Origin of the sequence: Dyella nitratireducens (assembly GCF_014642835.1) — a bacterium.
Classification (GTDB): domain Bacteria; phylum Pseudomonadota; class Gammaproteobacteria; order Xanthomonadales; family Rhodanobacteraceae; genus Dyella_B; species Dyella_B nitratireducens.
In genome coordinates this window covers 2,080,943-2,102,809 of the sequence record NZ_BMJA01000001.1, presented here as the reverse complement: position 1 = coordinate 2,102,809, position 21,867 = coordinate 2,080,943, and the positions used below count along the sequence as shown (strand labels likewise).

Here is a 21,867-nt window from a genome sequence, read left to right as displayed (position 1 = left end):
TGGGCCATCGGGCCTTCGATCGTGCGCTCGACACAAAAGTACGTCCAGTACTTCGCGAAAAAATAGTTGTTACATGCGGTTTACACTTCTACCCGTGCGTCGAAAGCTATTTCACGCCACAGCGCTGAAATTTTTATAGGCGTGCCGACGTGTCGTTGTGTCCGCGGCGCCTATCGTCCGGTGGCTGTGATGCCCCCACCAGCTGATTCCTGCCTTGTGCTTTGGCCTGATACAACGCTGTATCGGCAGCGTTGAGAAGATCCAGCCAGGTAAGCACGGCGCCATTGCCTTTCGCTACACCGAAACTGGCCGTGACGGTCAAGGCCGCGACATCGGGCGCAGCAATGCTGTCGCTCGATATGGCGCGACGGATGTCTTCGGCCAGCTCGCACAACGCCGTCATCGACAAGCCATTCGTCAGCACCGCGAATTCTTCGCCGCCATAGCGGAACGCCATGTGCGGTTCCTTCACCCGATGCCGGATGCGTCCGGCCACTTCGCGCAGCACCAGGTCGCCGACAATGTGGCCATGCTCGTCGTTGATCGGTTTAAAGCAATCCACATCGGGATGTGCCCATGATGGCGGGAAGACGGCTGAGGGACTACTGAACTTAAGCTCCCTGGGCAAAGAGCCGGAAGAGCTGAGCGCTTTATCGGCACGGTGGGCGAAAACCGAAGCGGTTGTCACGTAGGTTGGGGTGCAAACCCCAACATCCGGCGTGCCCATATTTCTCGACGTTGGGGTTTGCACCCCAACCTACAGAGTGCGCTCGAGCCTTCAGTCGATACCGCGCCAACGCGCCACCATCCCAACGGAGGCAATCAGTGCACTCGACAGCAGCCGCAGGTCCATCGGCATATGCCTGCGCCGCACGTCCAGCAGCAATGCAGCACGCATCTCATCGCTGTGGTTCCACACTTCGTGGGGATAGGTGTCGTCCCACAGCAAATGCTCGCCGTTGCCGATGCGATGCTCGTGATCGTTGAGCAACAGCACCGCCGCCGGCCTGCCTTCCATGTCGACCGGCACCGACAGCCCGAGCTGGTAGCGCAACACACCGCGAAACGGACCGCGATGCCGAGGAATATGCTTGCGCGGCGCCAGGAACGACAACGTGGCCGACAGCACATCCGGCGTGCTGGCAAGAAGCTGTGCCAGCATCGGGCAGGCCGCCAGGTGCTTGTCGATGTTGGTGCCGTATACCTTCAAGATATACACACGCCAGTCCTTGCCGTCGTTGCCAGAAATCGGCATCTGTGCGGGCATCACTTCATGAAAGCGCGGAATGGACTGCATGCGCGCAGCCACCGCCAGCGCCTCATCGCGAATCGCTTGCCACGCACCGGCAAAGCGGGCTGCATCGGGAAAATAAAAACCGGCGTCGAGCACCGGCGGTGTATCGATGCGCGTGTCATAGAGACGGCGCACCGCGTTGGCTGACAGGTCGTACAACAGGCTCATGTGTTGTTATGCCTTGTCGCGTAGTGCCATGACTGCCACGTATGCTCCGGTTTCCCGGAGCGGTGCAGCGTGAAGGCTGATAGACCGGAATAACGGGTGAGGCTCGCGGCTGTTGACGCGCCACCGCGCACGCAAAAGTTTGCGCCGACTGGGCGGTGCAAGTCACCATGCGGTGCTATCTTCGGCCGTCACCGTGAGCTACGGCCTTTGTCATGGACGCCACGAACCGGATTTCCCCTTTATTTCGCCTGCAAGCCAGCCGTTCGCAGCTAGCACGCGCGCTGGTGGAAGCGATGGCGACCTTGCTGGCGGCCATCGCGACTTTGCTATGCGTGCTGGCGATCAGCCCGGAACCCGGCTCCGGCGTGCTTGCCGTGGTGTTGTGCCTGTCGCTCTCGCGCAGCCAGCTTGACCGGGATCGTCGTGGCCGCATTGAGGCTTTTTTTGTACTGCCTGCAGTGGGTCTCGCTGCGGCCGGCATCGGCATGCTGTTGCTCCGTTTTCCCATCGTGGGGGCCGTGGTGTTTACCGCAGGCATGTTCATGTCGATCTGGTTGCGGCGGTTTGGTCCCCTGGCACGCCGTATCGGTTCGCTGATGGCTTTGCCGTTTGTCACATTGTTGACCGTGCCCTATATCCCACCGCGGCATCCCGGCCTGGTGCCACCCTTCCTGTTGCCGATCGTCATCGCGTTGCTGGCGTTGTTCTGGGTGAATGTCGTACACATGCTTGCGCAAGGGTTTGGGCTGTTGAAGCCGGTCAAGCTACCGGTCGCCGCGCCCGCGCCACCAGCAGAAAGCACGCTTCGCCCCATTGCCTCCACGCGCATGGCGATCCAGATGGCATTGGCGCTCGGGTTGTCGTTTGCGATCGGCTACGTCGTGTTTCCGCAACACTGGGCGTGGGTGGTGCTTACCGCTTTCATCGTCAACAGCGGCAATCGCGGCAGGCTGGATGTTGCGCATAAAAGCGTGCTGCGCGTGCTGGGTGCCGCGGCTGGAACGGTCATGGCAGGATTGATCAGCATCCATCTGGGCATCGGTCGCAGCGCGATGGTCATCCTGATGCTCACGATGATCTTTCTCGGCGTGTGGCTGCGGCTGATCAGTTATGGCTGGTGGGCACTGTTCGTTACCGTGGTGCTTGCGCTACTGCAGGATTTCGTGGGCGTATCCGCATCGCACATGATGTGGTCGCGCCTGGAAGAAATCGCCGTTGGCGCCGTCATCGGCGTGACCGTGGCCTGGTTCGTATTGCCGGTACGTTCCACCGGTACACTGCGCCGACGCATCGCCGATGCACTGGCCGCACTCGCCACGGCCTTGGACCGGCAACAGCCCACGCGTACGCCGGATGCTTTCTTCAATGCCATGCATGCCGTTGAACAAATCGCGCCTGCTTTCCGTGCAAGCCGCCACATCGCGCGCTACGTTCGTCCGCATCGGCCCTACGATTGGATCGAGGTGCTGCTCGACTGCCGTGAGGCGGCTGGCAAGCTGATCGAACAGGGCAGAGCGCCAGCGGCCGTGCATCAAGCGCTGGGACAGGCACGCCGATCCTTGCGCGAACCGGAAACCATTCTCCCGGCATTGCAACAATTGCGGGCGAGTTTGCACGAGGCGTGCGCAGAACCGAAAACCGCAGCATTGGCCTAAAGTTGCCAGTGCCTATACGTTAGCCATGCGATGTGCGCGGGATGACGCGCCGCATGATGTCGTCAAGGGTGGGCAGCGTCTTGAGATCATAGGTGGCCTGCATGGCCAGCCAGCTTGCAGCGTCTCCACCAAAATAACGCGCAAGGCCGAAGACAGACGAATGAATCGGATTGATGCGACTACCGACGTCCTTAATCCGCGTAAGTCGCCTCGACACATGCCTTTCGCAACCTGAACGCCCCGAAGCTGATCGCTGCCAATATCCACGCTCCCAAGCCGCCATATAGCGTGACGTAGCCAAACCCGTTCACCAGCGCTGCGCGCACGATGACATCGGGATGCACCAAGGATCGCGATTGCAAGCTTTGCGTGACGGCAGAAAGATTTCCTGACGCAATTTTCTCGGCAAATGCATGCACTGACGCAATATCGAACGACGCGGGCAGCGTTCGTTTCAAATAGTTCGAAATACCCTGCAGCAAAATAAAACCCATCATCGCGATGTTGATCGCGAGCGTGATCAGGCGTGCGCTGATGTCGATAGCGGAAGCCATGCCCACGCGCGAGGCAGGCACGGAACCGGTCGTGGTATTGGTCGTTGGCGTATTGGTCAAACCCAATCCGATACCTGCGAGCAGGCAACCCGGCAGCATGCTTAGCCAGCTCGCATGAGGCAGGCGGCAGCCATATTCCATCAACAGAAAGCCCAGGCCGATGGTGAACATACCGGCAGGAATCACCACGCGCGCGTGGTAGCGCAACGACAGGCGCTCCGCCAGCGGCGGTATCACCAGTGTAGGCAGCGTATAGGTCAGCAAGGCTAGCCCTGCGGTGACTACGTCATAGCCCAGGCCACCCTGAAAATAGATCGGCAGATAGATCACGAACGGCCAGAAGCTGAAATTCATGCCGATGGAGCCGCAGATGGCGCCCGAAAATTTGCGGATACGGAACACAGAGAAATCGAACATCGGATGGCTGTGCAGCTTCTCCACCAGCACGAACAACACGAAGCACACGAGCGAAGCGATCAGTATGCCGATTGCCATGCCACTGCCAAAACCCAGCACCGGCCCTTGAATGATGAAATAGGTCAGGCAGAACACCGCCGCCGATAGCGTGACGATGCCCCACAGGTCCAGCCGCTCTGCCTGCGGGTCGCGCGATTCCTGCACGCTGATCCCGGTAAGCGCGAGCGTCACCGCCGTCAGCGGCGCGTGTATCAGGAACACCCAGCGCCAACTCGCCAGCGACGTTATCGCGCCGCCGATGATCGGTCCGAAACCCAGCCCGATACCGAACACGACGCCCCACGTGCCGAAGGCGATGCTGCGCGCTCTTCCTTCTCGAAATTGATGCGAGAGGATTGCAATCAGGCAGATCAGCATCGCGCCACCGCCAAGGCCCTGCAGAAAGCGGCTGACGACCAGCAGCGTGGCGTCGGGCGCCAGTCCGCACGCCAGTGACGTGATGCCGAATACGAGCAGGCTGATCACGAACAGGCGCCTTCGCCCATAGCGATCCGCCAGCGTGCCGGCCGCCATCAGCACGGTGGTGCAGGCGAGGGTGTACGCGTTTTCGATCCATTCCAGATCGCGGAAATTCGCCTGCAAAATCTGCTGCAGCGTAGGCAGGATCACCGGCACGCTGGAAATTTCCAGGCCGGACATCAGCGCGGCCAGGCACACAGCGGCCAGGGCCATCACGTTCCGGCCGGAAAAGGTCGCGTCGGCACGCGCAATTTGGGCGTCCATCACAGCAATCCGGTGGGAAGGGGATTGCCATTCTGGACATGCCTGTTTCATGATGGAAATGAATTGATTTTGTGTCATTCATTAATTCTCATCATGGACGCAAGGCCATGAATCTCGATCCGACGCTTTTGCGTGCCTTCGTCACCGTCAAGGAAGCGGGCGGCTTCACACGCGCTGCCGAACGGCTGCATCTCACCCAATCTGCCGTCAGCCATCAGATCCGGCGCCTGGAAGAACAGGTGGGACGACCGCTGCTTCACCGCAGCACGCGTCGCCTGACGCTCACCGAAGACGGCGAGGATCTGCTGCGTTACGCACAACAGATCCTGCAAGGATTCGAAGCATTGTCGCGGCGCTTCACGCCATCGCCGGTATCGGGGGTGGTGCGCTTCGGTGTGCCGGAAACTTTCATGGGCGAACGGTTACCGTCATTGCTGTGCCAGTTCGCGCGCAGCTACCCAGCGGTGCGGCTCGACGTGAATGTCACCAGCATTCTTGATCTGCGCGCCATGATCGATGCCGGCGATCTCGATCTCGCTGTGGTGATCTCCGAGCAGAAGCATGAGGACGAAGCGCTGCTGCGTCGCACGCGTCTCGCATGGGCAGCGGCGGAAACCTTCCATATGCCGAGCAGTTCGCTGCCGCTGGCGTTCATGCCACCCACCTGTATTTATCGCGACATGGCGGTGCGAGCGCTGAGCGACACCTCGATCGACTGGCACATCATCTTCAGCTCACCCGGCTGGCTGGGCATTCGCGCCGCGGTGCTGGCAGGACTCGCGGCAACCGTGTTGACTCGCGATGAGCTGGAAGCCGGCATGAAGATCATCGATGAGGAATACGGTCTGCCACCGCTGCCTGCCGTGGGATTTTCATTGCTCTGCGGTGCAGGTGGTCACACGCCGGCCGCGCGAGAATTCGGTCGCCTGGTGCTCAATATGGTGGAGCTGCCATCGCACGCACCCGTCATCGAAGCGAACGGTGTGTGGCATACATCATCCGCCTGAAATCATCACGCAATTGCGCCCCGCACGCTTGGCTTCATATAGCGCCGCATCCGCACGACGCCGTGCGCCCATCATGTCAGGCTCGCTTGGATCGGCAATCGCCGCGCCGATGGATACGGTCAGCGTGTACGCCTGTCCTGCGATATGGAACGACGTGCGCTCGACCGCACTGCGAATACGTTCGGCCAGCGCCAGCAGATCCGCTTCCTTCACGGATGGCGACAGCACCAGGAATTCTTCGCCGCCGACGCGCCCGACCAGATCGCCGGCACGCAGCATGCGCCGGATGTTGTACACCAGCTCCAGCAACACGCGATCGCCGTCGTCGTGGCCGAAGCGGTCGTTGATGCTCTTGAAGTGATCGGCATCGATCAGCAACACGCCAATCGGCTCCTTTCGGGCGCGTGCCCGCACGAGCAGGACTTCCGAGGCTTCCAACAGACCCAAGCGATTGGTGACGCCGGTGAGCGGATCGATGCGTGCCAGATCGTGCAGCTCGCGCTGGAGGATTTCGTTGTACAGCAGCAAAAAGCCTACGCTGGCCATCAGCGGCTGCATGCCTAACAAAAACACATACACCACATTCACGGCCGTCGGCGTGCCGATGCCTTGCGGCGGCGTCGGCAGCAGCCATAGCGATGCGTTGCGCCATACCAGCAGGGCAACAGCCAGCACGTAAGCCCATAGCAACAGGTACTGCGCACGCGCATCGTGCTTGGGGCGATCATTCCACAGCGCGGCGATATTGAGCATTGCCATGCCGATCAAAAACACCGAACCCCATAGCACACGCAACCGATAGTCCGGATGGACGGCGGCGAGATAAGTCGCACCCAGCCAGGCACCGACACCCAGCGCGATCGCCTCACGCCAGCGCAGCTTGCGTTGGAGCACCATGCGCAACGCTACGATAGTGAGTGCCTGCGCACTCAGGTTGAACGTGTTGCCCACCAGCAGCACGGTCTGCGGTGCAAGCTTGAAGTCAAACGCCAGTATGAAATCGCCACAGGCTTCGAGCAGCAAGGACGTCGCGCGCAGACGCAAACCCTGCACGGCATGGTTGCTACCGCTGCGCGTGCCGAACCACAGCATCAGCGCCAGCAGCAAGGCATCGCCGCCGTTGATCAGCGATAGCGTCTCGACATTCAAATGCATGGCGGACTCCCGATACCGGAGGGTTTCGACTCTGCGTGCTTCGCGCACGCTGCAGCGTCGCCGAAGCGACCAGCGCTATCGCGCATCGCAAGTCGTTGTCGTCGACATGGCTTGTGCTCCTCCTTTGCGCAGGCGGCAGCATGCTGATGCCCTGTTTTTTCTTTGCGCTGCCGATTTCAAGCAATCTGGCAAGGAACATGCCATGGAAAGCGGCAGCAAGCTGCCAGCCATGCCTGTGTACGTGCAGGCGCGGCGTTTAGCTTTGTGAAGAAAAACGACTTAGATCGAAATTTGCCGGCCGATATCGACGACCTGATAGGCGGGAATGCGCAGGTAATCGGTCACGCGGGCGCCGTTACGCAGCAGCATGGCGAACAAGACGCGTATCAAGCGCGGTATGCCACGACCGTCTTCACGCGCGACGATTTTTTCCATGCCGACGAAATAGGTCAGTTCATTGGGATGAATAGGGCAACCATTCATGGCAATTTGCGCCATCAAGGCCGGCATGTCCGGCCGCTCCATAAAGCCGAACGTGGCGGTGATCGACCAGAAATTCGGACCGATCTCGGCCATGCTCAGGCGATCCCTCGGCGTCACCCACGGCGAGGAGGCGATCTCCAGCGTCACCGCCAGCACGCGCTTGTGCAACGACCTGCTGTGCTTCACGTACCACTGCATCACCGGTGGCGTGGTGGCCTTCGCACGCGTCAGAAACACCGCGGTGCCTGGTACGCGAACCACGCCGGTGTGCGCCAGCTCGTCCAGAAAAACGTCTACCGGTACGGGGTATTCGTTGATGCGCGCGGCCATCGCCATCAGGCCGCGATGCCAGATGTACATCACCAGATACACCAGCGCGGCAAGCAGCAGCGGCACGTAGCCGCCATCGAGCAGCTTCATCATGTTCGAGGCAAAGAACGAGGCGTCGACGATGAAGAACGCACCCGCCACCGCCACGCAGGCGGCCAGCGGCCATTTCCAGATTTCGCGCATGGCGATGAGCAGCAGCGCGGTGGTCATCAGCATGGTGGCCGACACGGCGATGCCGTAAGCGCCGGCCAGGTTGTCAGACTTGCGAAAGCCAAGCGCCAGGCCGATCGTCACCAGCATCAGCAGCCAGTTCACCGCACCCACGTAGATCTGGCCGTAGCCTTCTTCGGAGGTCTGCGACACTTTCAGGCGCGGCATCCAGCCCAGTTGGATCGCCTGCCGCGTCATCGAAAACGCGCCCGTGATGATCGACTGGCTGGCAATGATGGTGGCTACCGTCGATAGCACGATCAGCGGCAAGGTCAGCGAAGCCGGGCACAGGTGATAAAAGATATTGCCTGCCGTTGGCGCTCCCGCCAGCACGATCGCGCCCTGGCCGGCGTAATTCAGTACAAGGCTGGGAAACACCAGCGTCGACCACGCCAGCTTGATCGGGCCTGCACCGAAGTGGCCCATGTCGGCATACAGCGCTTCCGCGCCCGTCACGCAAAGAAACACGCCGCCCAGCACCAGGAAGCTGCCGCTGCCGCCATGCAGCAGGTAATGCAACGCGTAATAGGGGTTGAGCGCCCACAAGATGGCCGGATGCTTGGCAATGCCCCACACACCGAGCACTGCCATGGTGAGAAACCACAACGCCATGATCGGCCCGAAGGTGCGTCCAATGCGCGCAGTGCCCATCGGCTGCAGTGCGAACAGCGCCAGCAGGATCACCACTGTCAGCGGTAATACGTAATGTTGCAGCGAGGGCGTGGCGATATTCAGACCTTCCAGCGCCGACAGCACGGAAATGGCCGGCGTGATCGCGCCGTCACCGTAAATAAGCGCGGCCCCGAACAGCCCGGCCGCAACGATCACTGGTCGCTTGTGCCGCTTCACCCCCAGCAAAGCCATCAACGCCAGGATGCCGCCTTCGCCGTCGTTGTCGATGCGCATGGCGAAGCCGGCATATTTCACCGACGTGATGATGATCAAAGTCCAGACCAGCAACGAAATCACGCCGAGAATGGTCTGTGGCGTATTCCCGCCGGTCATATCCAGCACGGTCTTGAAGGTATACAGCGGGCTGGTGCCGATATCCCCGAACACCACACCGAGGGCGCCCACGCCCAGCAGAGCGGACTTTTTCAATGGGTACGTCGCCGTTTCCGTCATGACTTGCGTGACCCTTCCCCAAGGTGGCCCCGCAGTCTAACCAAGAAAGATGACACCGGCCTCCTCCGTTCATGCCTGTTGCTTGCGTCGCGTGGCTGGCCTATGGTCACAGGTCTATTGCTTTCGACGATCTCTCGTTCCATCACCCCCTGTCTAGGAGAGAACCGCCATGCCCAAGGCCAACAAGGCTGATAAAGCCGCCAAAGCCAAGCAGCTGCGCAAGGCACCCCTGAGAACCCCCAGTGCACTCGGCGACGATGCACGCCGTGACATTTCCGCCGAACTCAACACCCTGCTTGCCGACGTATTCGCGCTTTATCTCAAGACCAAGAACTTCCATTGGCACATGAGCGGTCCGCATTTCCGCGACTATCACTTGCTGCTGGACGAACAATCCGACGAGATCTACGCCACCACCGATCCCATTGCCGAACGCGTGCGCAAGCTCGGTGGCACAACCCTGCGCTCCATCGGCGACATCGCCCGCCACCAGCGTCTTGCCGACAACGATGCAGATTTCGTCACGCCTGAAGACATGCTGGCGGAGCTGCGTGAAGACAACGCACGTCTGGCCGACTACATGCGCAAGACGCATGATCTGTGCGACGAATACAACGACGTGGCCACCGCCAGCGTGCTGGAAAACTGGATCGACGAGGCGGAGAGGCGCGTGTGGTTCCTGTTCGAAACAGGGCGTGCTGTCTGATGATCGCGTCATTCCACGGCCGTCGCGGTAATGACGGCCGTGGGACTACACGACCAATTCGATTTTTCTATTCCGTAAACGGCTGAGAGAAAACCACGGCACCTCCCCGTACGAGGCCGCCACGATCCACCCCGCTGCGGTAATCACCGTCGAAATCATCAGCCCCGTCCACGCGAACCGTTGCGATGGCGTAGCCATCACTGATGGGATCCACACCAGCACGGTGAAGCCACCCATCATCCACGCTTCCAATGTCGCGGCCAGACGCGGCAGCACATTCAGCGCGATCGCCAAGCCAGCGGCAATGTGCGCGATACCTGTGACGTAAGCCCAGCCTATGCGATAGGGAAGCCAACCAGGCACCATGTCGGCTGTTTCTTTCGCATAAACCAAGTGCTCCAGCCCGATCAGCGGCAGCGCCACCGCAAACGCAATGCGTGCTGCGTGCATCGCATTCGCGCCAGTCAGCGACGCGAAGTAAGGCTTGTCGCTGGACGTTGCCATGGACGCATACAGCACCCAGCATGCGGCGACCAAGGTGACTATTTCTGCGCAACCACCCCACGTCACTTCATGCATCGGCGCCAGGATCACCCGCGGCACATGCAGCGCCAGCAGCCATAGCAGCGTGTACATCATCATCACGAATGCAGCCGGCACGAGCGTACGCTTCAGCAGCAAACCCACACCGCCCACCGTCATGATGGCGCCGGAAACTACGGCTATCCACGCACGTCCCGGCAGATCCTGGGGAACCGGTTGCCACACCGATGCAAAATCCTGCGAGAACACGCTCAGAAGACCCAGCGTCACGAACGCCAGGGCGAACACTACGCGACCGGTATCGGCAGTGCGCATGCAGGCTTCTCCGTCATAGGAAGTGCGACCATTCAAGCGGCCGGCGTGCATCATTCAAGAGCCAATTGCGCCGCGTGCCAACAAGCCAATGCGCTAGCGGTCGCCTTGGTTTCGCCCGAACTTGCGCCGCGCAGCGGCCCGCTACGTGATTAGCATGGCCGGTCACACAATCGTTCAAGGAAACTCAAGCATGGATCGTCGAGATTTGCTCAAAGGCATGATGGCGGGTGCAACGGTGCTGGCGCTGCGTCCTTCGCGGTTGCTGGCAGGTACGCAAGACGTCAACGCACAACTCGCTGCACTGGAACGCCAATATGGCGGACATCTTGGCGTGGCGATACTCGATACCGGCAACACGCGGCGTGCCGGCTATCGCGCTGACGAGCGCTTTCTCCTGTGCAGCACGTTCAAGATGCTGCTTGCCGCGGCAGTACTCATGCGCGTGGATCGCGGCACGGAACGATTGGACACGCATCTCGTATTCGGCAAGGACGCCTTGCTCGAATACGCACCCGTCACCAGCCAGCATGCCGGCCCGCCGGGCATGAGCATCGCGGAGCTCTGCAATGCCGCCATCACGCTGAGCGACAACACCGCGGCCAATGTGCTGATGAAGCACCTGGGCGGTCCGCACGTCGTTACCGATCTCGCGCGGCAGCTTGGCGATACGCTCACCCGCCTGGATCACATCGAACCCGAACTCAACCGTCCGAGTCCCGATGGCGTGAGCGACACCACCACACCCAACGCCATGCTCGCCAATCTGCAAACGTTGCTGCTAGGCCACGCGCTATCCGACACATCGCGCAAGCAGCTGACCGACTGGATGCTCGGCACCGTCACCGGCAAGAAACTCGTACGCGCCGGCGTGCCATCCGATTGGCGAATAGGCGAAAAGACCGGCGCCAACGGCACTCAGAACAATGACGTCGCCATCTTGTGGCCACCGCAACGCAAGCCGCTGCTGGTCGCCGCGTATTACGAAAATGCAGCAACGGATACCACTGGCCGCAGTGCGGTCCTGGCAGCCGTCGGCCGCATCGTCGCGACGATGTGACCAGAATGGAAGCAACGTATGCAGGCCGAAATACCGTAGGTTGGGTTAGCGCAGCGTAACCCAACAAGGCTCTCCACCGAGCAATCAGTATCGTTGGGTTACGCTGCGCTAACCCAACCTACGACTGGCATCCCACCCTTCGCACACATGTCGATCGATGGTACCGGGTTAATTGGATTGAACCGGCTTACCCAAGCGGTAAAACATCCGTGCCATGTAAAACAGCGCAATGCATCGCCAGATAACGTGCACCAGCAACACCTTGTTCGCCGTGGTGCCGAAATCCGCCTGCGAAAACTGCAACAGGTTGTAGGGCAGCGCCAGCAGCTGGTAGACCATCAGCACATACAGCGCCGACTTGCCCGGACGTAGCCACAGCCACGCCAGGCCGATCGACAGCCACACGATGTCGATCAGATGGGGATTCATCAGCTCGCGGCTGGCTGCCGCAACCACCACGAACCACACCAGATGTCCGGCCTGCACGCAGAACGCAGGAAGCATGATCTGCTTGGGCTCACTGAAAAGATGCCTGCCCGCCAGCCACACAACCGCGGTGGCCACCAGCGGCACCAGCACATTGAAGCCGGCGTACATGCCCACCGCCCAGCCGCCGATCGCAACCGCGATACTCGCTACCTTGGTATAGGTATCGATGGCGTCGTCGCGTGTCGATGCGGACCGCTTGGTGCGCATGGATTCTTCAGGATTCATGGAGAGCCCCTGTGTGCGCAACGTTATCGGATCGGGCGGAAAGGATCGCGTGCGCTGGCCTGAGCTTAATGCCATGCCTCGTAAAATAATTGTCTACGGCTTCCGGTCTGCCCTGTGGATCGGCCATGGCCACATAGGTATCCGGCCGAATCAGGTAGAGCGCATCGCGCGCAAAACCCGCAGCTTGATGTTCCGGCTGCCAATCGAAGACGTGCAGCGGCATGTCCTGCTGGACGCACCATTCGCGCAAAGCCGCATTCGCGCTGCCATACACGTGCACCTGCCAAGTCATGGCCGCCAGCGTGGAGAAGTTGTCGCGATCGCCGGCTGCGGCCCACGGTAGACGATCTCCGCCATGTACCTCGCCGGCCGAACCTTCGCTCCACGGACACCCGCGATAATTCAAGGTGATTTGTGACACCGTGCGAAACAGGAATTCGCGCATGGCATCGAAACGCAGCACGGTCGGAATTACCACCGGCGCCAGCCGGGTACGCACGATGTCGGCGATCCTGCCTTCGGCGGTGGCAAACGTAAATACACGATCCGTGGTGGCAACCAGGCGATGCGCAAAGCCAATGCGTTCTGCCTCGTAACTATCCAGCAGATCATCCGATGCCTGACCCGTGACGGCGGCAGCAAGTTTCCACGCGAGGTTTATCGCATCGCCAATGCCGGTATTCATGCCTTGTCCGCCGGCCGGGCTGTGGATGTGCGCCGCATCGCCGAGCAGAAACGCCCGGCCGTGCCGAAAATGCTCGGTCACGCGATGATGCACGCGGTAGGTGGAAAACCAATGCACCTGCTTCACGGTGACTTTCAAATGTTCGATGGCGCGCTGGCTTACGTTTTCGAAGCGCAGCGTTTCAGGGTGCTCCGCGCGTTCGTCGCGCACGGTGCCGATCAGGCGCGCATGGCCTTCGCCGGCCAAGGGAAACACCGCCAGGAAATCCGCCTCGTCCAGATCGATGTGAAACTGACCATCCAGCGAAGGCCCCGATGCATCCACGTCGGCCACGTAGAACACCTGCTTGTACGTGCCGCCAGGAAAGCCCGTGCCCAGCGTTTCGCGCACCTGCGAACGCGCGCCGTCGCAGCCGGCGAGATACTGTGTTTCCCATGTCTGCTCAGCACCGTCCGGGCCACGCAGCGTCGCGAGCACGCGGTCGCCTTCGTCGGCAAAGCGCAGCAGCTCGGTCTCTCGCTGTACTGATACGCCCAGTTGCTCCAGCCGTTCGATCAATAGACGTTCGTGCTGATCCTGCGGAAAGATGTGCAGGAACGGAAACGGCGTGAGATCCGAACCGATCGTCTCGAACATCACCCGAGCTTTCCGTTCACCCTTCACCCATAGATTGACAGCGGGCACCTTATGGCCGTTTGCAATAACGGCATCGGCCAAATCGAGCTGTCGATAGAGTTCCAGCGTGCGCGCTTGCACGGCCAGGGCGCGCGATGTCGTGCCTGGCGTGGAAGTCTTGTCGATAATGTGCAGCTTTACGCCAAGCTTGGTCAGCCATAGCGCCAGCACCAGGCCTGTCGGGCCTGCGCCGATGATCAGCACATCGCAGCGTGTCATATGCACCTCGCGAAGGGATCCAACCGCGCGAAACCGCGCCTGCCGTCACTCGATTTCCAGCTTGTAGCCTACTCCATAGATCGAGCGAATCGGATCTTGGCCGGGTGCTGCCTGTTCCAATTTGCGACGTAGATTCTTGATATGGCTGTCGACGGTGCGGTCTGTTACCACGCGGTGATCAAGATAGAGATTGTCGAGCAGCCGATCGCGTGAGAACACGCGGCCGGGGTTGGCGGCCAAGGTTTTCAACAGGCGAAATTCCACTGGCGTAAGCTCCAGCGGCAGGTTGTGGAACACGGCGCTGTGCGTGGCTTCATCGATGCGCAACGCCGTGTTGCTGCTTGGTTCATTGCCGCTACGCGCGCGCCGCAGAATGGCTTTTACCCGCGCCACCACTTCGCGTGGACTGAACGGCTTGCAGATGTAATCGTCCGCGCCCAGTTCCAATCCCAGCAGGCGGTCGATCTCTTCCACGCGTGCGGTCAGCATGATGATGGGTATGTCGCTGAAGCTGCGCAGCTCACGACAGATGTCCAGCCCATCGCGCCCGGGCAGCATCAGGTCGAGCAGCACCAGATCGGGTTGTTGCGCCTTGATCGCGGGAATCGCTTCGCGGCCGTCAGCCACCCAGCTGGATTCGTAACCGCCCGCGCGCAGGTAGTCGCCGACGACGGCGGCCAGCTTGGGCTCGTCTTCCACCATCAGGATGCGCGCGAGTGCCGGCGGTCTGCTCTCAGTCGACGAGGTCTCCATGTCATGCATTCTCCAATGGCAGGCGCACGGTCAGCCACAGGCCGCCCAGTGGCGAAGGATGCGCGTCAATCGTGCCGTGGTGCGCTTCCACGATGGCGCGTGAAATCGCCAGTCCCAGTCCGGCACCGCCACTGGCGCGATTGCGCGAGCTCTCCTCGCGGTAAAAGCGCTCGAACAGGCGCGGAAGATTGGCCTCGTCCACACCTGGCGCCGAATCCATCAGGTCGACCACGACGCTGTCGGCCATGACCCGGCAACTCACACGCAGCGCACCGCCGGCATCGGTGTAGCGCGCGCTGTTCTCGAACAGGTTCACGAACAGCTGTTGCAGGCGGCCTTCATCGGCGTTCACCAGCGCAGGCGATGTGGGCAGGTTCAATTGCAGATCGACGTCGGTACGACGGAAGCGGTCGCGAAACGTGTCGGCGACGCCTTCGAGCAGCTTCGGCAGATCCACATCCACCTTGCGATAGATCATGGTGCCCACGTCGGCCAGGGTCAGCTGATACAGATCGTCGATCAGCTTGCTCAGCATGCCCACTTCGCTTTGCAGGGACGTGATGGCGTCCTTGTCGAAGCGGCGTACGCCATCTTCCAGTGCTTCCAGTTCGCCACGCATGATCGCCAGTGGCGTGCGTAGCTCGTGCGAAATGTCGGCGACGAACTGGCGCCGTGCGCGCTGGGTTTTCTCCAGCGCGATGGCAAGCTGGTTGAAATCGCGCGCAAGCTGGCCCAGTTCGTCATGCGAGGTGGTTTCCACGCGCGTGGCGTAGTTGCCTTCTGCGAGTGCGTGCGTGGCCTTGGCGATGCGGTGTACGGGCGTCAGCAGCGTGCGCGCAAGCCAGATCGCCAGCAAAGCGGCGAGCAGCAGCGCGGTAATGCCGATGATCCAACTGGCGTGATATTGCCCACGCTCAAAACGTACGTCGCCGGTTTCGGTGACGTCGCGCAAAGGCAGCATCATCAGCCAGCCGACGGTACGACCGTTCACCACGATCGCCTGCTTCACCGCATGCGCGGCCGTGACCGCGGCGGGGTTGCCAAACAGCAACTGGTTCTGCGCATCCAGCAAGGCGAAACGAAAATCGGTGCCGGTAAGCACGGAGACCGAACCGGGCGCATCCATGTGCATCAGCCCGGGCGGCCCCTGGAAATCGGGTGGCCCATGATCATCCTGATGATTCGGTGGCTGAGCCGGCGGCGATTGGCCCGGTGGTGAGCCATGGCCATCGGGCGGCCCCTGTCCACCCGACGCATCGGGCGGCGGGTGATCCGGCGGTTCCTGGTCGCTGAAGGCATGCGGCGGCGGCATGCCGGAAAAATGACCAGGCCGCATGGCGTCCAACCATGCATGCGGGTTGTTGCGCAGGAAATCCCAGCTGCCGTGTTCACGGTATGCCGTGGCCAGCGACGCGGCCACGCTTTGCATGCGCTCGGTTTCCTGCTCGGCGAGGTAGCCCAGAAAACCGCGATTGAAACTCATGCGCGCAGCCACGCCCATCGCCAGCACGGCGAATACGGCGACGGCGAGCATCGCAAAAAACAGCTTGGCAGTGAGCCCAGTACGCATGGTGTTGAACAAAATGTCGTGGATGTTGTCCCCGCCGTCATTAGCGCCGTTTGTCCGGACAGATTCAAGCGCAAGCGGATGATTCCACGGAATCTCCAAATTTCCTGCACAGTCCTGCTCAAAGCTTGGCCCATGCGGCGCCACCTGCGGTGCCGAAGGACAAGCGCCGATGGTCTTCGCCCAACGCAAAGTCGCCAACGAATTTCTCCAGTTCCTGGCAGACATCTACGACCCGGCCACCGGCATCGTGTCCTGCGTACGCCTTGCCGCGTCACTGGGCATGACCGAAGACGCACTGCTCAAGCGCTGGATCCGCCGCGGCACGCGCGTGTCATGGCGGCAGTTTTCCGACGAACTGCTCAGCGTGCTGGATGTGGCGCAAGCGCAGCGGCGCGATCTGGAACAAGCGATCGACTGGTACTTCAACTGCCCGATTGAGCCATGCGGCCGCAAGACGGCCGACGAGCTGGTGACGGCCGGCGAGACCGATCGGCTATTGCGTGAGCTGGATACCTACGGCGTGCGGATGCATGCCGTGCAAGACCGTGCGCGACCGCGCCTGGTGCATGGAAGCCATCGATAAGACCAATACCGAAGTAACTTTTTTGTGGGGTAGCAGCATGCACAAGTTGTACAAAGACGACGTTCACGTCGAATACGCCGTAGCCTTGTTGCAACTGCTCGAGCAGCAAGGCATTTCCCGCGACCAGGCGCTGTCCGGCACCGGCATCCGTGCGGAGCAGCTGGAAGACAGCGGCCGCCTGACCACGCAGCAAGATGCGTTGCTGCTCACCAATGCCGTACGCCTGACCAACGATCCCGGCATTGGCTATCAGATCGGCCTGCACAGCACCGTCACCTGGCACGGCATGCTTGGCTATGGCTTGATGAGCTGCGCCACCTTGCGTGACGCGCTGGAACTCTGGGCCGGTTTTCTGGATCTGCGCACCACCACGTTCAATCTGCGCCTCACCGAGCGCGATGGCTTTGCCGAATTGATCGTGCACGACTTGGCGGCACGTGCGCCGATGCGTTTCTGCGCAGTGGATCGCATGATGACCATGACCACTCGCTTGTGCGAACAACTCGCGCAACGCCTGCTCCCCCATATGGAAATCTGGCATCGCGGCCCCGAACCCCTGCATTACGCACGCTATCGCAAGCGCCTGGTCACGACGCGTTTTGAAACCAACCTGAGCCTGATCCGCCTTCCGCTGGCGGATTTGGATATGCCCTTGGCAAACGCCAATGCCTCCACCCTGCGCTACATCAAGGCCCAGTGCGAACGCGAGCGCGCCCGCTTGCGACGTTCCGATGATCTGGTCGTGCGGTTGATGGATCTGCTGCAAGGCCATGAGCGCACCGGCTATCCCGGCATCGAGGAGGCCGCCAAGATGCTGTGCATGTCCAGCCGCACTCTGAAGCGCAAATTGCAGCGCCTGGGTCTCAATTTCCGCAGCCTGGTCGATGATGCGCGCAAGGATGCCGTGCTGCGCGACGTGCTGAATCCAGTGCTGCGCATGGATGAAATCGCGGTGCGCATGGGCTATGCGGATCCGGCCAATCTCACGCGGGCGTTTCGCCGTTGGACGGGGGAATCGCCGAGCAGGTATCGGGCGCGGCTGTTGTCGACGGGAACCTGATCCATTTCCCAAAAAGTGCGTAGGTTGGGGTGCAAACCCCAACGTTGTGATGCCAGTGACGATGGCGATGTTGGGGTTTGCACCCTGAGATATCCCCACGTTTTTTGCCCGTTATGCCGGAGAAGTCCTGGGTTTACATGAAGTTTGTTTCGAAGCCAGTCGTCATTCCGGCGAAGGCCGGAATCCATCGCCAGTGCGAAGCATGGATTCCGGCCTTCGCCGGAATGACGGTTCGCTCTGAAACAACAGTGACCTGAACTCCAACTTTTCCGCTTGGACAACGCAAAAAACGTGGGGATATCTCAGGGTTTGCACCCCAACCTACGCAAACTTCCTCGGCACCGAATCGGTAAAAAAGAAGGCCGCATTCCGCGGCCTTTGTTGTAATGAAAGACAAGACTGTCGAACTAACCAACAACGCCTACTTGCGCGATATCCCTCCCCCGCAAACAACGGAGGAGGGCACAAGCACCATCAAAAGTCATACTCGGCATTCAACTGCAGATACCGCGGCGTCTGATAACCCGTCGCCGTCAGATACGTCGTATTGATATACAACGACGCCCCGCTGTTGGCATTCTGGTTCTCGTTCACCGACAGCACCGTGTGCTTGTTGAACACGTTGAACACCGTGGCGCGCAGGGTCAGGCCCTTCAGCCAATGCGGATGGTACGAACCGCTCAGATCCAGCTGCCAAAGCGTCGGCGTGGTGCCGGCCGAACCGCGTGCAACGTACTGGCCGACGCCGTCGATATAGCAATACAGATACGGCGAACCACCCGTGGAGCCGTAGCCGGCGATTTCCGAGTCGATCGGTGCGTCGCCATAGCAGTTCTCCGGGCGTCCGGTCTGGCCGATCAGGTTGGCGCCCACCTGCCACTGATCCGTGATGCGCCACGCGCCATACGCTTTCAGCGTGTGGCGATGATCGTTGGTCTGGTTGCCGTTGTTGCCGATCATCAGCTCCGGATAATCGAACAGCTCGGAGGTGCCGGTATCCGCCTGGCCGATGTTGGAGTCCACCAAGCCTTCGGTGTTGCCGTACGAGCGCGCCAGCGTGTACGACACATTGAGGTAGTACTTGTTGTTGAAGTTGCGCTCGGCAGTGAATTCCAACGCGTAGTAGTTGCGCTTGTAGGTTGGCTCGCCGATGTCCTTGCCGCTCAGCACGACCTTGTACAGCTTGCTCGGGTTGTTCGGATCCAGCGGCAGATACAGCGTGGCGCCGCTGCCCGGATTGTTGATGAAGCAGCCGTTGAGGGTGGACGCCACGGCATCGCCATTGTTCAACGCGGGGCTCAACGAGGTGGTGGAGTAGTCGAAGCCATAGACCGAGTCGGCGTACTTGGCGATCGGACGGAAATCGCATTCGTCGTCCAGGCCGGTGAGCACGTGGCGCACGATGCCCTTGATGCCCAGCGTCCAGTCATTCCACTGCTGCTGCGCACCGAGGATGAACTCGCGCTGCTTGAACGGTTTCAGGCCTTGCGGCGCATACGAGGAAGCCGCCGGCGCCACGCCGCTTTCGGCATTGGCGTATTCCACCGGGCTGAGCGCGGTCAGCCCGGTCGGCACGCCCGTCGTCGAATTGACGCCGGTGTAGCTGAAAGTCTGGTAGCTGTAGATCGAGGCCGCGGCACCGCGAACAGCCACACCCGCATCGATCGGCAGCGAATAATCGCCTGCGCTGCCGTAGACCTTCAGTGTGGAATCACCGTGCACGTCCCACGCGAAGCCGAGGCGCGGCTGCAGATTGTGGTCCTGCCGCACGAAGGTCTGGCCGAGCGCGTTCTTGTTGTTGAACTGGTCATTGCGCACGCCAATGCGAGCCAGGAAGTTGTCCGTGACGTGCCAGTTGTCCTGCAGGTACTCGGCGCGCTGGGTCACGCTGACCTTGGCGCCGGTGTTGAAGACGACTTTTTCAACGTAGTTCTCGTCAGCCGCTGCACCGGAGGTTGAGCTGTCCGGCAAGTATTCCCACAAGGCGCCGCCTTCATAGGCTTGGCCATACATCGAGGTGGTGACGTCACGCGTCCAGCCGCCGGTGATGTCGTGATCACCGAGCTTCCACTCCAGATCGAGGCGGAAGGACTTGCGCGTGTCCTCACTGTTGTAGGCGGTCAGGAAACCGCCTGGCACGAAGTTGCAATGGCTATACGGGGAAACCGTGCCGGCCAACACCGGATTGCGGTCATCGACGATCGCCGGGCACCCGGAGGCTTCATTGGTGATCAGGCCATCGTAGCTTTCCACCGTGCCATCCGCGGCAACCGCCGTGTTGTAGCGCTTGTTCCGGTTCTCACCGTACTGCGCGGTCAGCGTGAAGTCGTCGGTGATGTAGCTGGTGTACTTCAGGATGTTGTTCTGGCCGCCGTACTTGGTAGTGACCTTGCCCTGGTAGTCATAGTGGTAAGGCGTGTTGTCGGCGGTGAAGCCCGAGTAATAGACATCCGTGGTGTAGTGGCGAGTGTCGTTGAAGCCGGTGTACTCGAGGATGTTGCTGTCGTTGATGTTCCAGTCCAGTTTCAACAGCCAGTACGGGTCTTTCTCGGCCTGTTGCTGGTAACCGCCGCTGCCTGCCTGAGTGATCGGGTTGTAGTAATCGGAGTCGGTCTTGGTCTGGCTGACCAGCGCGAACATGAACAGCTTGTCCTTGATCAGCGGACCGCCGACCCACGCGTTCCAGCGCGAGGTGAAGTCGATCGGGTTCCAGCTGCTGTTATTGCCGACTGACGCGTTCTTGTTGCCGCGCGCCGAATACGACATGTTGCCGTTGTTCAAATACGTGTTCGGCTCGCTGGCCATGGTTTCGGCGGGGTTCCACGTGATGTCCACGCCGCCTTTCCACTCGTTGGTGCCGCGCTTGGTGTTGACCGAAATCACGCCGCCAGTCGCGTTGCCGTATTCCGCACCGTAACCGCCATCCTGCACCGATTCCTGGTCGATCGCTTCGAACGGCACCTGCGAGAAGCTCAGCGAATCGAACTGGTTGGTGACGTTGAAGCCGTTCACGTAGTACGCGTTTTCCGCGACTGACGAGCCGCCGAATGAAGCGAGGTTGCCGAAATAGGAGTCACCTTTCACCGCACCTGGTGTGAGCAGTGCAACCGCCGTCACGTTCTTCTCGATCGGCAGCGTCTTCATCTGCTCGGCGGTGATCACCGTGTTGGTCTGTACCGACGATACGTCGACCGATGCCATCGAGTTGGCCGTGACGCTGATCGTGCTGAGGTTCTTCGCCGCTGCCGTGGCAAGGTTCACGTTGGCGCCCTGGCCGGCCAGCACGGTCACTTCCTGGCTGCTGGTCTTGCCGTTTTCCACTAGGTTTACCTGGTATTTGCCGGGCAACAGCGAGGTGAACTGGTAACGGCCATCCGTGCCCACGGTCATCGTGCGCGCGGCGCCGCTGCCTTCGTTGACCACCGATACCTGCGCGCTCAGATCGGCGGTGCCGTAAATGGAACCCGACGTACTCTGCGCCAGTACGGCGCCGCTCCCCATGCCGAGGGCGAACGTAACGGCCCAGGCCATCTTCTTGTATCGAAGATTCTTGTTTTCACGACAATGCATTGGTTTCTCCCCAACAAAGAGCAATAACGATCCGCGCCGGGCAAAGCCCAGCGGGAGGTGCAGAAAAACGGTTCGGCAATGCGAATGTTTTTTTCACATTACCGCGCGCCATAACGCGCATCGCCTCCGCTTTACACGTTTGGCCCGCGATCACAAATTCTTGGCCTGCTACGACAATTGGAATGCCGTTGCGTGTTGTCGTTGCGTTGCGAGCGAGGAAAAGAATGAAGCCCCGG

General features: G+C 60.7%; 18 protein-coding genes. 6 read left to right on the top strand and 12 right to left on the bottom strand.

Annotation, left to right across the window (positions count from 1 at the left end; translation table 11 throughout):
- Window positions 1-133 precede the first annotated feature (133 nt).
- On the bottom strand, window positions 134-562 hold the full coding sequence (locus IEX75_RS09675; RefSeq protein ID WP_188793997.1) for a GGDEF domain-containing protein: 429 nt from the start codon (window positions 560-562) through the stop codon (window positions 134-136).
- A 216-nt stretch (window positions 563-778) separates the two neighbouring features.
- A complete protein-coding gene (locus IEX75_RS09670) occupies window positions 779-1,462 on the bottom strand; it encodes an aspartyl/asparaginyl beta-hydroxylase domain-containing protein (protein WP_188793996.1) in 684 nt (227 codons plus the stop codon).
- 212 nt (window positions 1,463-1,674) lie between these two features.
- Here IEX75_RS09670 and IEX75_RS09665 point away from each other — a divergent pair, with 212 nt between their 5' ends.
- Window positions 1,675-3,117 (top strand): FUSC family protein, encoded by a 1,443-nt coding sequence (locus tag IEX75_RS09665; RefSeq protein ID WP_188793995.1) that lies wholly within the window; start codon window positions 1,675-1,677, stop codon window positions 3,115-3,117.
- A 191-nt stretch (window positions 3,118-3,308) separates the two neighbouring features.
- On the opposite strand, the gene IEX75_RS09660 is transcribed toward IEX75_RS09665, so the two are convergent.
- Complete coding sequence (locus IEX75_RS09660; protein WP_229720722.1) at window positions 3,309-4,871, bottom strand: MFS transporter; 1,563 nt, start codon at window positions 4,869-4,871, stop codon at window positions 3,309-3,311.
- A 107-nt stretch (window positions 4,872-4,978) separates the two neighbouring features.
- Between IEX75_RS09660 and IEX75_RS09655 the strand changes: the two genes are divergently transcribed.
- Window positions 4,979-5,878, top strand: a complete 900-nt coding sequence (locus IEX75_RS09655; protein ID WP_188793994.1) for a LysR family transcriptional regulator — start codon at window positions 4,979-4,981, stop codon at window positions 5,876-5,878.
- On the opposite strand, the gene IEX75_RS09650 is transcribed toward IEX75_RS09655, so the two are convergent.
- Window positions 5,867-7,033, bottom strand: a complete 1,167-nt coding sequence (locus tag IEX75_RS09650; protein ID WP_188793993.1) for a GGDEF domain-containing protein — start codon at window positions 7,031-7,033, stop codon at window positions 5,867-5,869. The two genes, IEX75_RS09655 and IEX75_RS09650, sit on opposite strands and share 12 nt — an antisense overlap.
- A gap of 279 nt (window positions 7,034-7,312) precedes the next feature.
- Window positions 7,313-9,157: a potassium transporter Kup gene (locus IEX75_RS09645; protein ID WP_229720721.1), complete on the bottom strand. Its 1,845-nt coding sequence runs from the start codon at window positions 9,155-9,157 to the stop codon at window positions 7,313-7,315.
- Between the two features lie 193 nt (window positions 9,158-9,350).
- Here IEX75_RS09645 and IEX75_RS09640 point away from each other — a divergent pair, with 193 nt between their 5' ends.
- Window positions 9,351-9,887 (top strand): Dps family protein, encoded by a 537-nt coding sequence (locus tag IEX75_RS09640; RefSeq protein ID WP_188793991.1) that lies wholly within the window; start codon window positions 9,351-9,353, stop codon window positions 9,885-9,887.
- Between the two features lie 45 nt (window positions 9,888-9,932).
- On the opposite strand, the gene IEX75_RS09635 is transcribed toward IEX75_RS09640, so the two are convergent.
- The gene (locus IEX75_RS09635) at window positions 9,933-10,745 is read right to left on the bottom strand and encodes a DoxX family protein (RefSeq protein WP_188793990.1); all 813 of its coding nucleotides are present in this window, start codon (window positions 10,743-10,745) and stop codon (window positions 9,933-9,935) included.
- 190 nt (window positions 10,746-10,935) lie between these two features.
- Between IEX75_RS09635 and bla the strand changes: the two genes are divergently transcribed.
- Window positions 10,936-11,802 (top strand): class A beta-lactamase, encoded by an 867-nt coding sequence (bla, locus tag IEX75_RS09630; protein WP_188793989.1) that lies wholly within the window; start codon window positions 10,936-10,938, stop codon window positions 11,800-11,802.
- Between the two features lie 168 nt (window positions 11,803-11,970).
- On the opposite strand, the gene IEX75_RS09625 is transcribed toward bla, so the two are convergent.
- The 4 genes from IEX75_RS09625 to baeS are packed head-to-tail and all read right to left on the bottom strand — an operon-like array spanning window position 11,971 to window position 16,418.
- Window positions 11,971-12,516, bottom strand: coding sequence for a hypothetical protein (locus tag IEX75_RS09625; RefSeq protein WP_188793988.1), 546 nt, complete (start codon window positions 12,514-12,516; stop codon window positions 11,971-11,973).
- Window positions 12,506-14,095 (bottom strand): FAD-dependent monooxygenase, encoded by a 1,590-nt coding sequence (locus tag IEX75_RS09620; RefSeq protein WP_188793987.1) that lies wholly within the window; start codon window positions 14,093-14,095, stop codon window positions 12,506-12,508. The genes IEX75_RS09625 and IEX75_RS09620 overlap by 11 nt, the downstream gene beginning before the upstream one ends.
- 45 nt (window positions 14,096-14,140) lie before the next feature.
- On the bottom strand, window positions 14,141-14,848 hold the full coding sequence (locus IEX75_RS09615; protein ID WP_188793986.1) for a response regulator: 708 nt from the start codon (window positions 14,846-14,848) through the stop codon (window positions 14,141-14,143).
- A 1-nt stretch (window position 14,849) separates the two neighbouring features.
- Window positions 14,850-16,418, bottom strand: coding sequence for a sensor histidine kinase efflux regulator BaeS (gene baeS / locus IEX75_RS09610; protein ID WP_188793985.1), 1,569 nt, complete (start codon window positions 16,416-16,418; stop codon window positions 14,850-14,852).
- A 169-nt stretch (window positions 16,419-16,587) separates the two neighbouring features.
- Here baeS and IEX75_RS09605 point away from each other — a divergent pair, with 169 nt between their 5' ends.
- Both IEX75_RS09605 and IEX75_RS09600 read left to right on the top strand, forming a co-directional pair.
- Window positions 16,588-17,001 carry a hypothetical protein gene (locus IEX75_RS09605; RefSeq protein WP_188793984.1) on the top strand — a complete coding sequence of 138 codons (414 nt, stop codon included), beginning with the start codon at window positions 16,588-16,590 and terminating at the stop codon, window positions 16,999-17,001.
- Window positions 16,949-18,061, top strand: a complete 1,113-nt coding sequence (locus tag IEX75_RS09600) for an AraC family transcriptional regulator (protein ID WP_188793983.1) — start codon at window positions 16,949-16,951, stop codon at window positions 18,059-18,061. The genes IEX75_RS09605 and IEX75_RS09600 overlap by 53 nt, the downstream gene beginning before the upstream one ends.
- Before the next feature lie 474 nt (window positions 18,062-18,535).
- Here IEX75_RS09600 and IEX75_RS09595 read toward each other — a convergent pair whose 3' ends face one another.
- Both IEX75_RS09595 and IEX75_RS24035 read right to left on the bottom strand, forming a co-directional pair.
- Window positions 18,536-21,631 carry a TonB-dependent receptor gene (locus IEX75_RS09595; RefSeq protein WP_188793982.1) on the bottom strand — a complete coding sequence of 1,032 codons (3,096 nt, stop codon included), beginning with the start codon at window positions 21,629-21,631 and terminating at the stop codon, window positions 18,536-18,538.
- The coding region (locus tag IEX75_RS24035; RefSeq protein ID WP_194446420.1) for a hypothetical protein at window positions 21,618-21,867 on the bottom strand (250 nt) is incomplete at its 5' end. The genes IEX75_RS24035 and IEX75_RS09595, both read right to left, overlap by 14 nt.

Excerpts from the sequence above, each read along its gene's own strand:
- IEX75_RS09670 (WP_188793996.1), bottom strand. The coding sequence starts at position 1,462 with ATGAGCCTGTTGTACGACCTGTCAGCCAACGCGGTGCGCCGTCTCTAT.
- IEX75_RS09665 (WP_188793995.1), top strand. The coding sequence starts at position 1,675 with ATGGACGCCACGAACCGGATTTCCCCTTTATTTCGCCTGCAAGCCAGC.
- IEX75_RS09660 (WP_229720722.1), bottom strand. The coding sequence starts at position 4,871 with ATGGACGCCCAAATTGCGCGTGCCGACGCGACCTTTTCCGGCCGGAAC.
- IEX75_RS09655 (WP_188793994.1), top strand. The coding sequence starts at position 4,979 with ATGAATCTCGATCCGACGCTTTTGCGTGCCTTCGTCACCGTCAAGGAA.
- IEX75_RS09650 (WP_188793993.1), bottom strand. The coding sequence starts at position 7,033 with ATGCATTTGAATGTCGAGACGCTATCGCTGATCAACGGCGGCGATGCC.
- IEX75_RS09640 (WP_188793991.1), top strand. The coding sequence starts at position 9,351 with ATGCCCAAGGCCAACAAGGCTGATAAAGCCGCCAAAGCCAAGCAGCTG.
- IEX75_RS09635 (WP_188793990.1), bottom strand. The coding sequence starts at position 10,745 with ATGCGCACTGCCGATACCGGTCGCGTAGTGTTCGCCCTGGCGTTCGTG.
- bla (WP_188793989.1), top strand. The coding sequence starts at position 10,936 with ATGGATCGTCGAGATTTGCTCAAAGGCATGATGGCGGGTGCAACGGTG.
- IEX75_RS09625 (WP_188793988.1), bottom strand. The coding sequence starts at position 12,516 with ATGAATCCTGAAGAATCCATGCGCACCAAGCGGTCCGCATCGACACGC.
- IEX75_RS09620 (WP_188793987.1), bottom strand. The coding sequence starts at position 14,095 with ATGACACGCTGCGATGTGCTGATCATCGGCGCAGGCCCGACAGGCCTG.
- IEX75_RS09615 (WP_188793986.1), bottom strand. The coding sequence starts at position 14,848 with ATGGAGACCTCGTCGACTGAGAGCAGACCGCCGGCACTCGCGCGCATC.
- baeS (WP_188793985.1), bottom strand. The coding sequence starts at position 16,418 with ATGCGTACTGGGCTCACTGCCAAGCTGTTTTTTGCGATGCTCGCCGTC.
- IEX75_RS09605 (WP_188793984.1), top strand. The coding sequence starts at position 16,588 with ATGGTCTTCGCCCAACGCAAAGTCGCCAACGAATTTCTCCAGTTCCTG.
- IEX75_RS09600 (WP_188793983.1), top strand. The coding sequence starts at position 16,949 with ATGCCGTGCAAGACCGTGCGCGACCGCGCCTGGTGCATGGAAGCCATC.
- IEX75_RS09595 (WP_188793982.1), bottom strand. The coding sequence starts at position 21,631 with ATGCATTGTCGTGAAAACAAGAATCTTCGATACAAGAAGATGGCCTGG.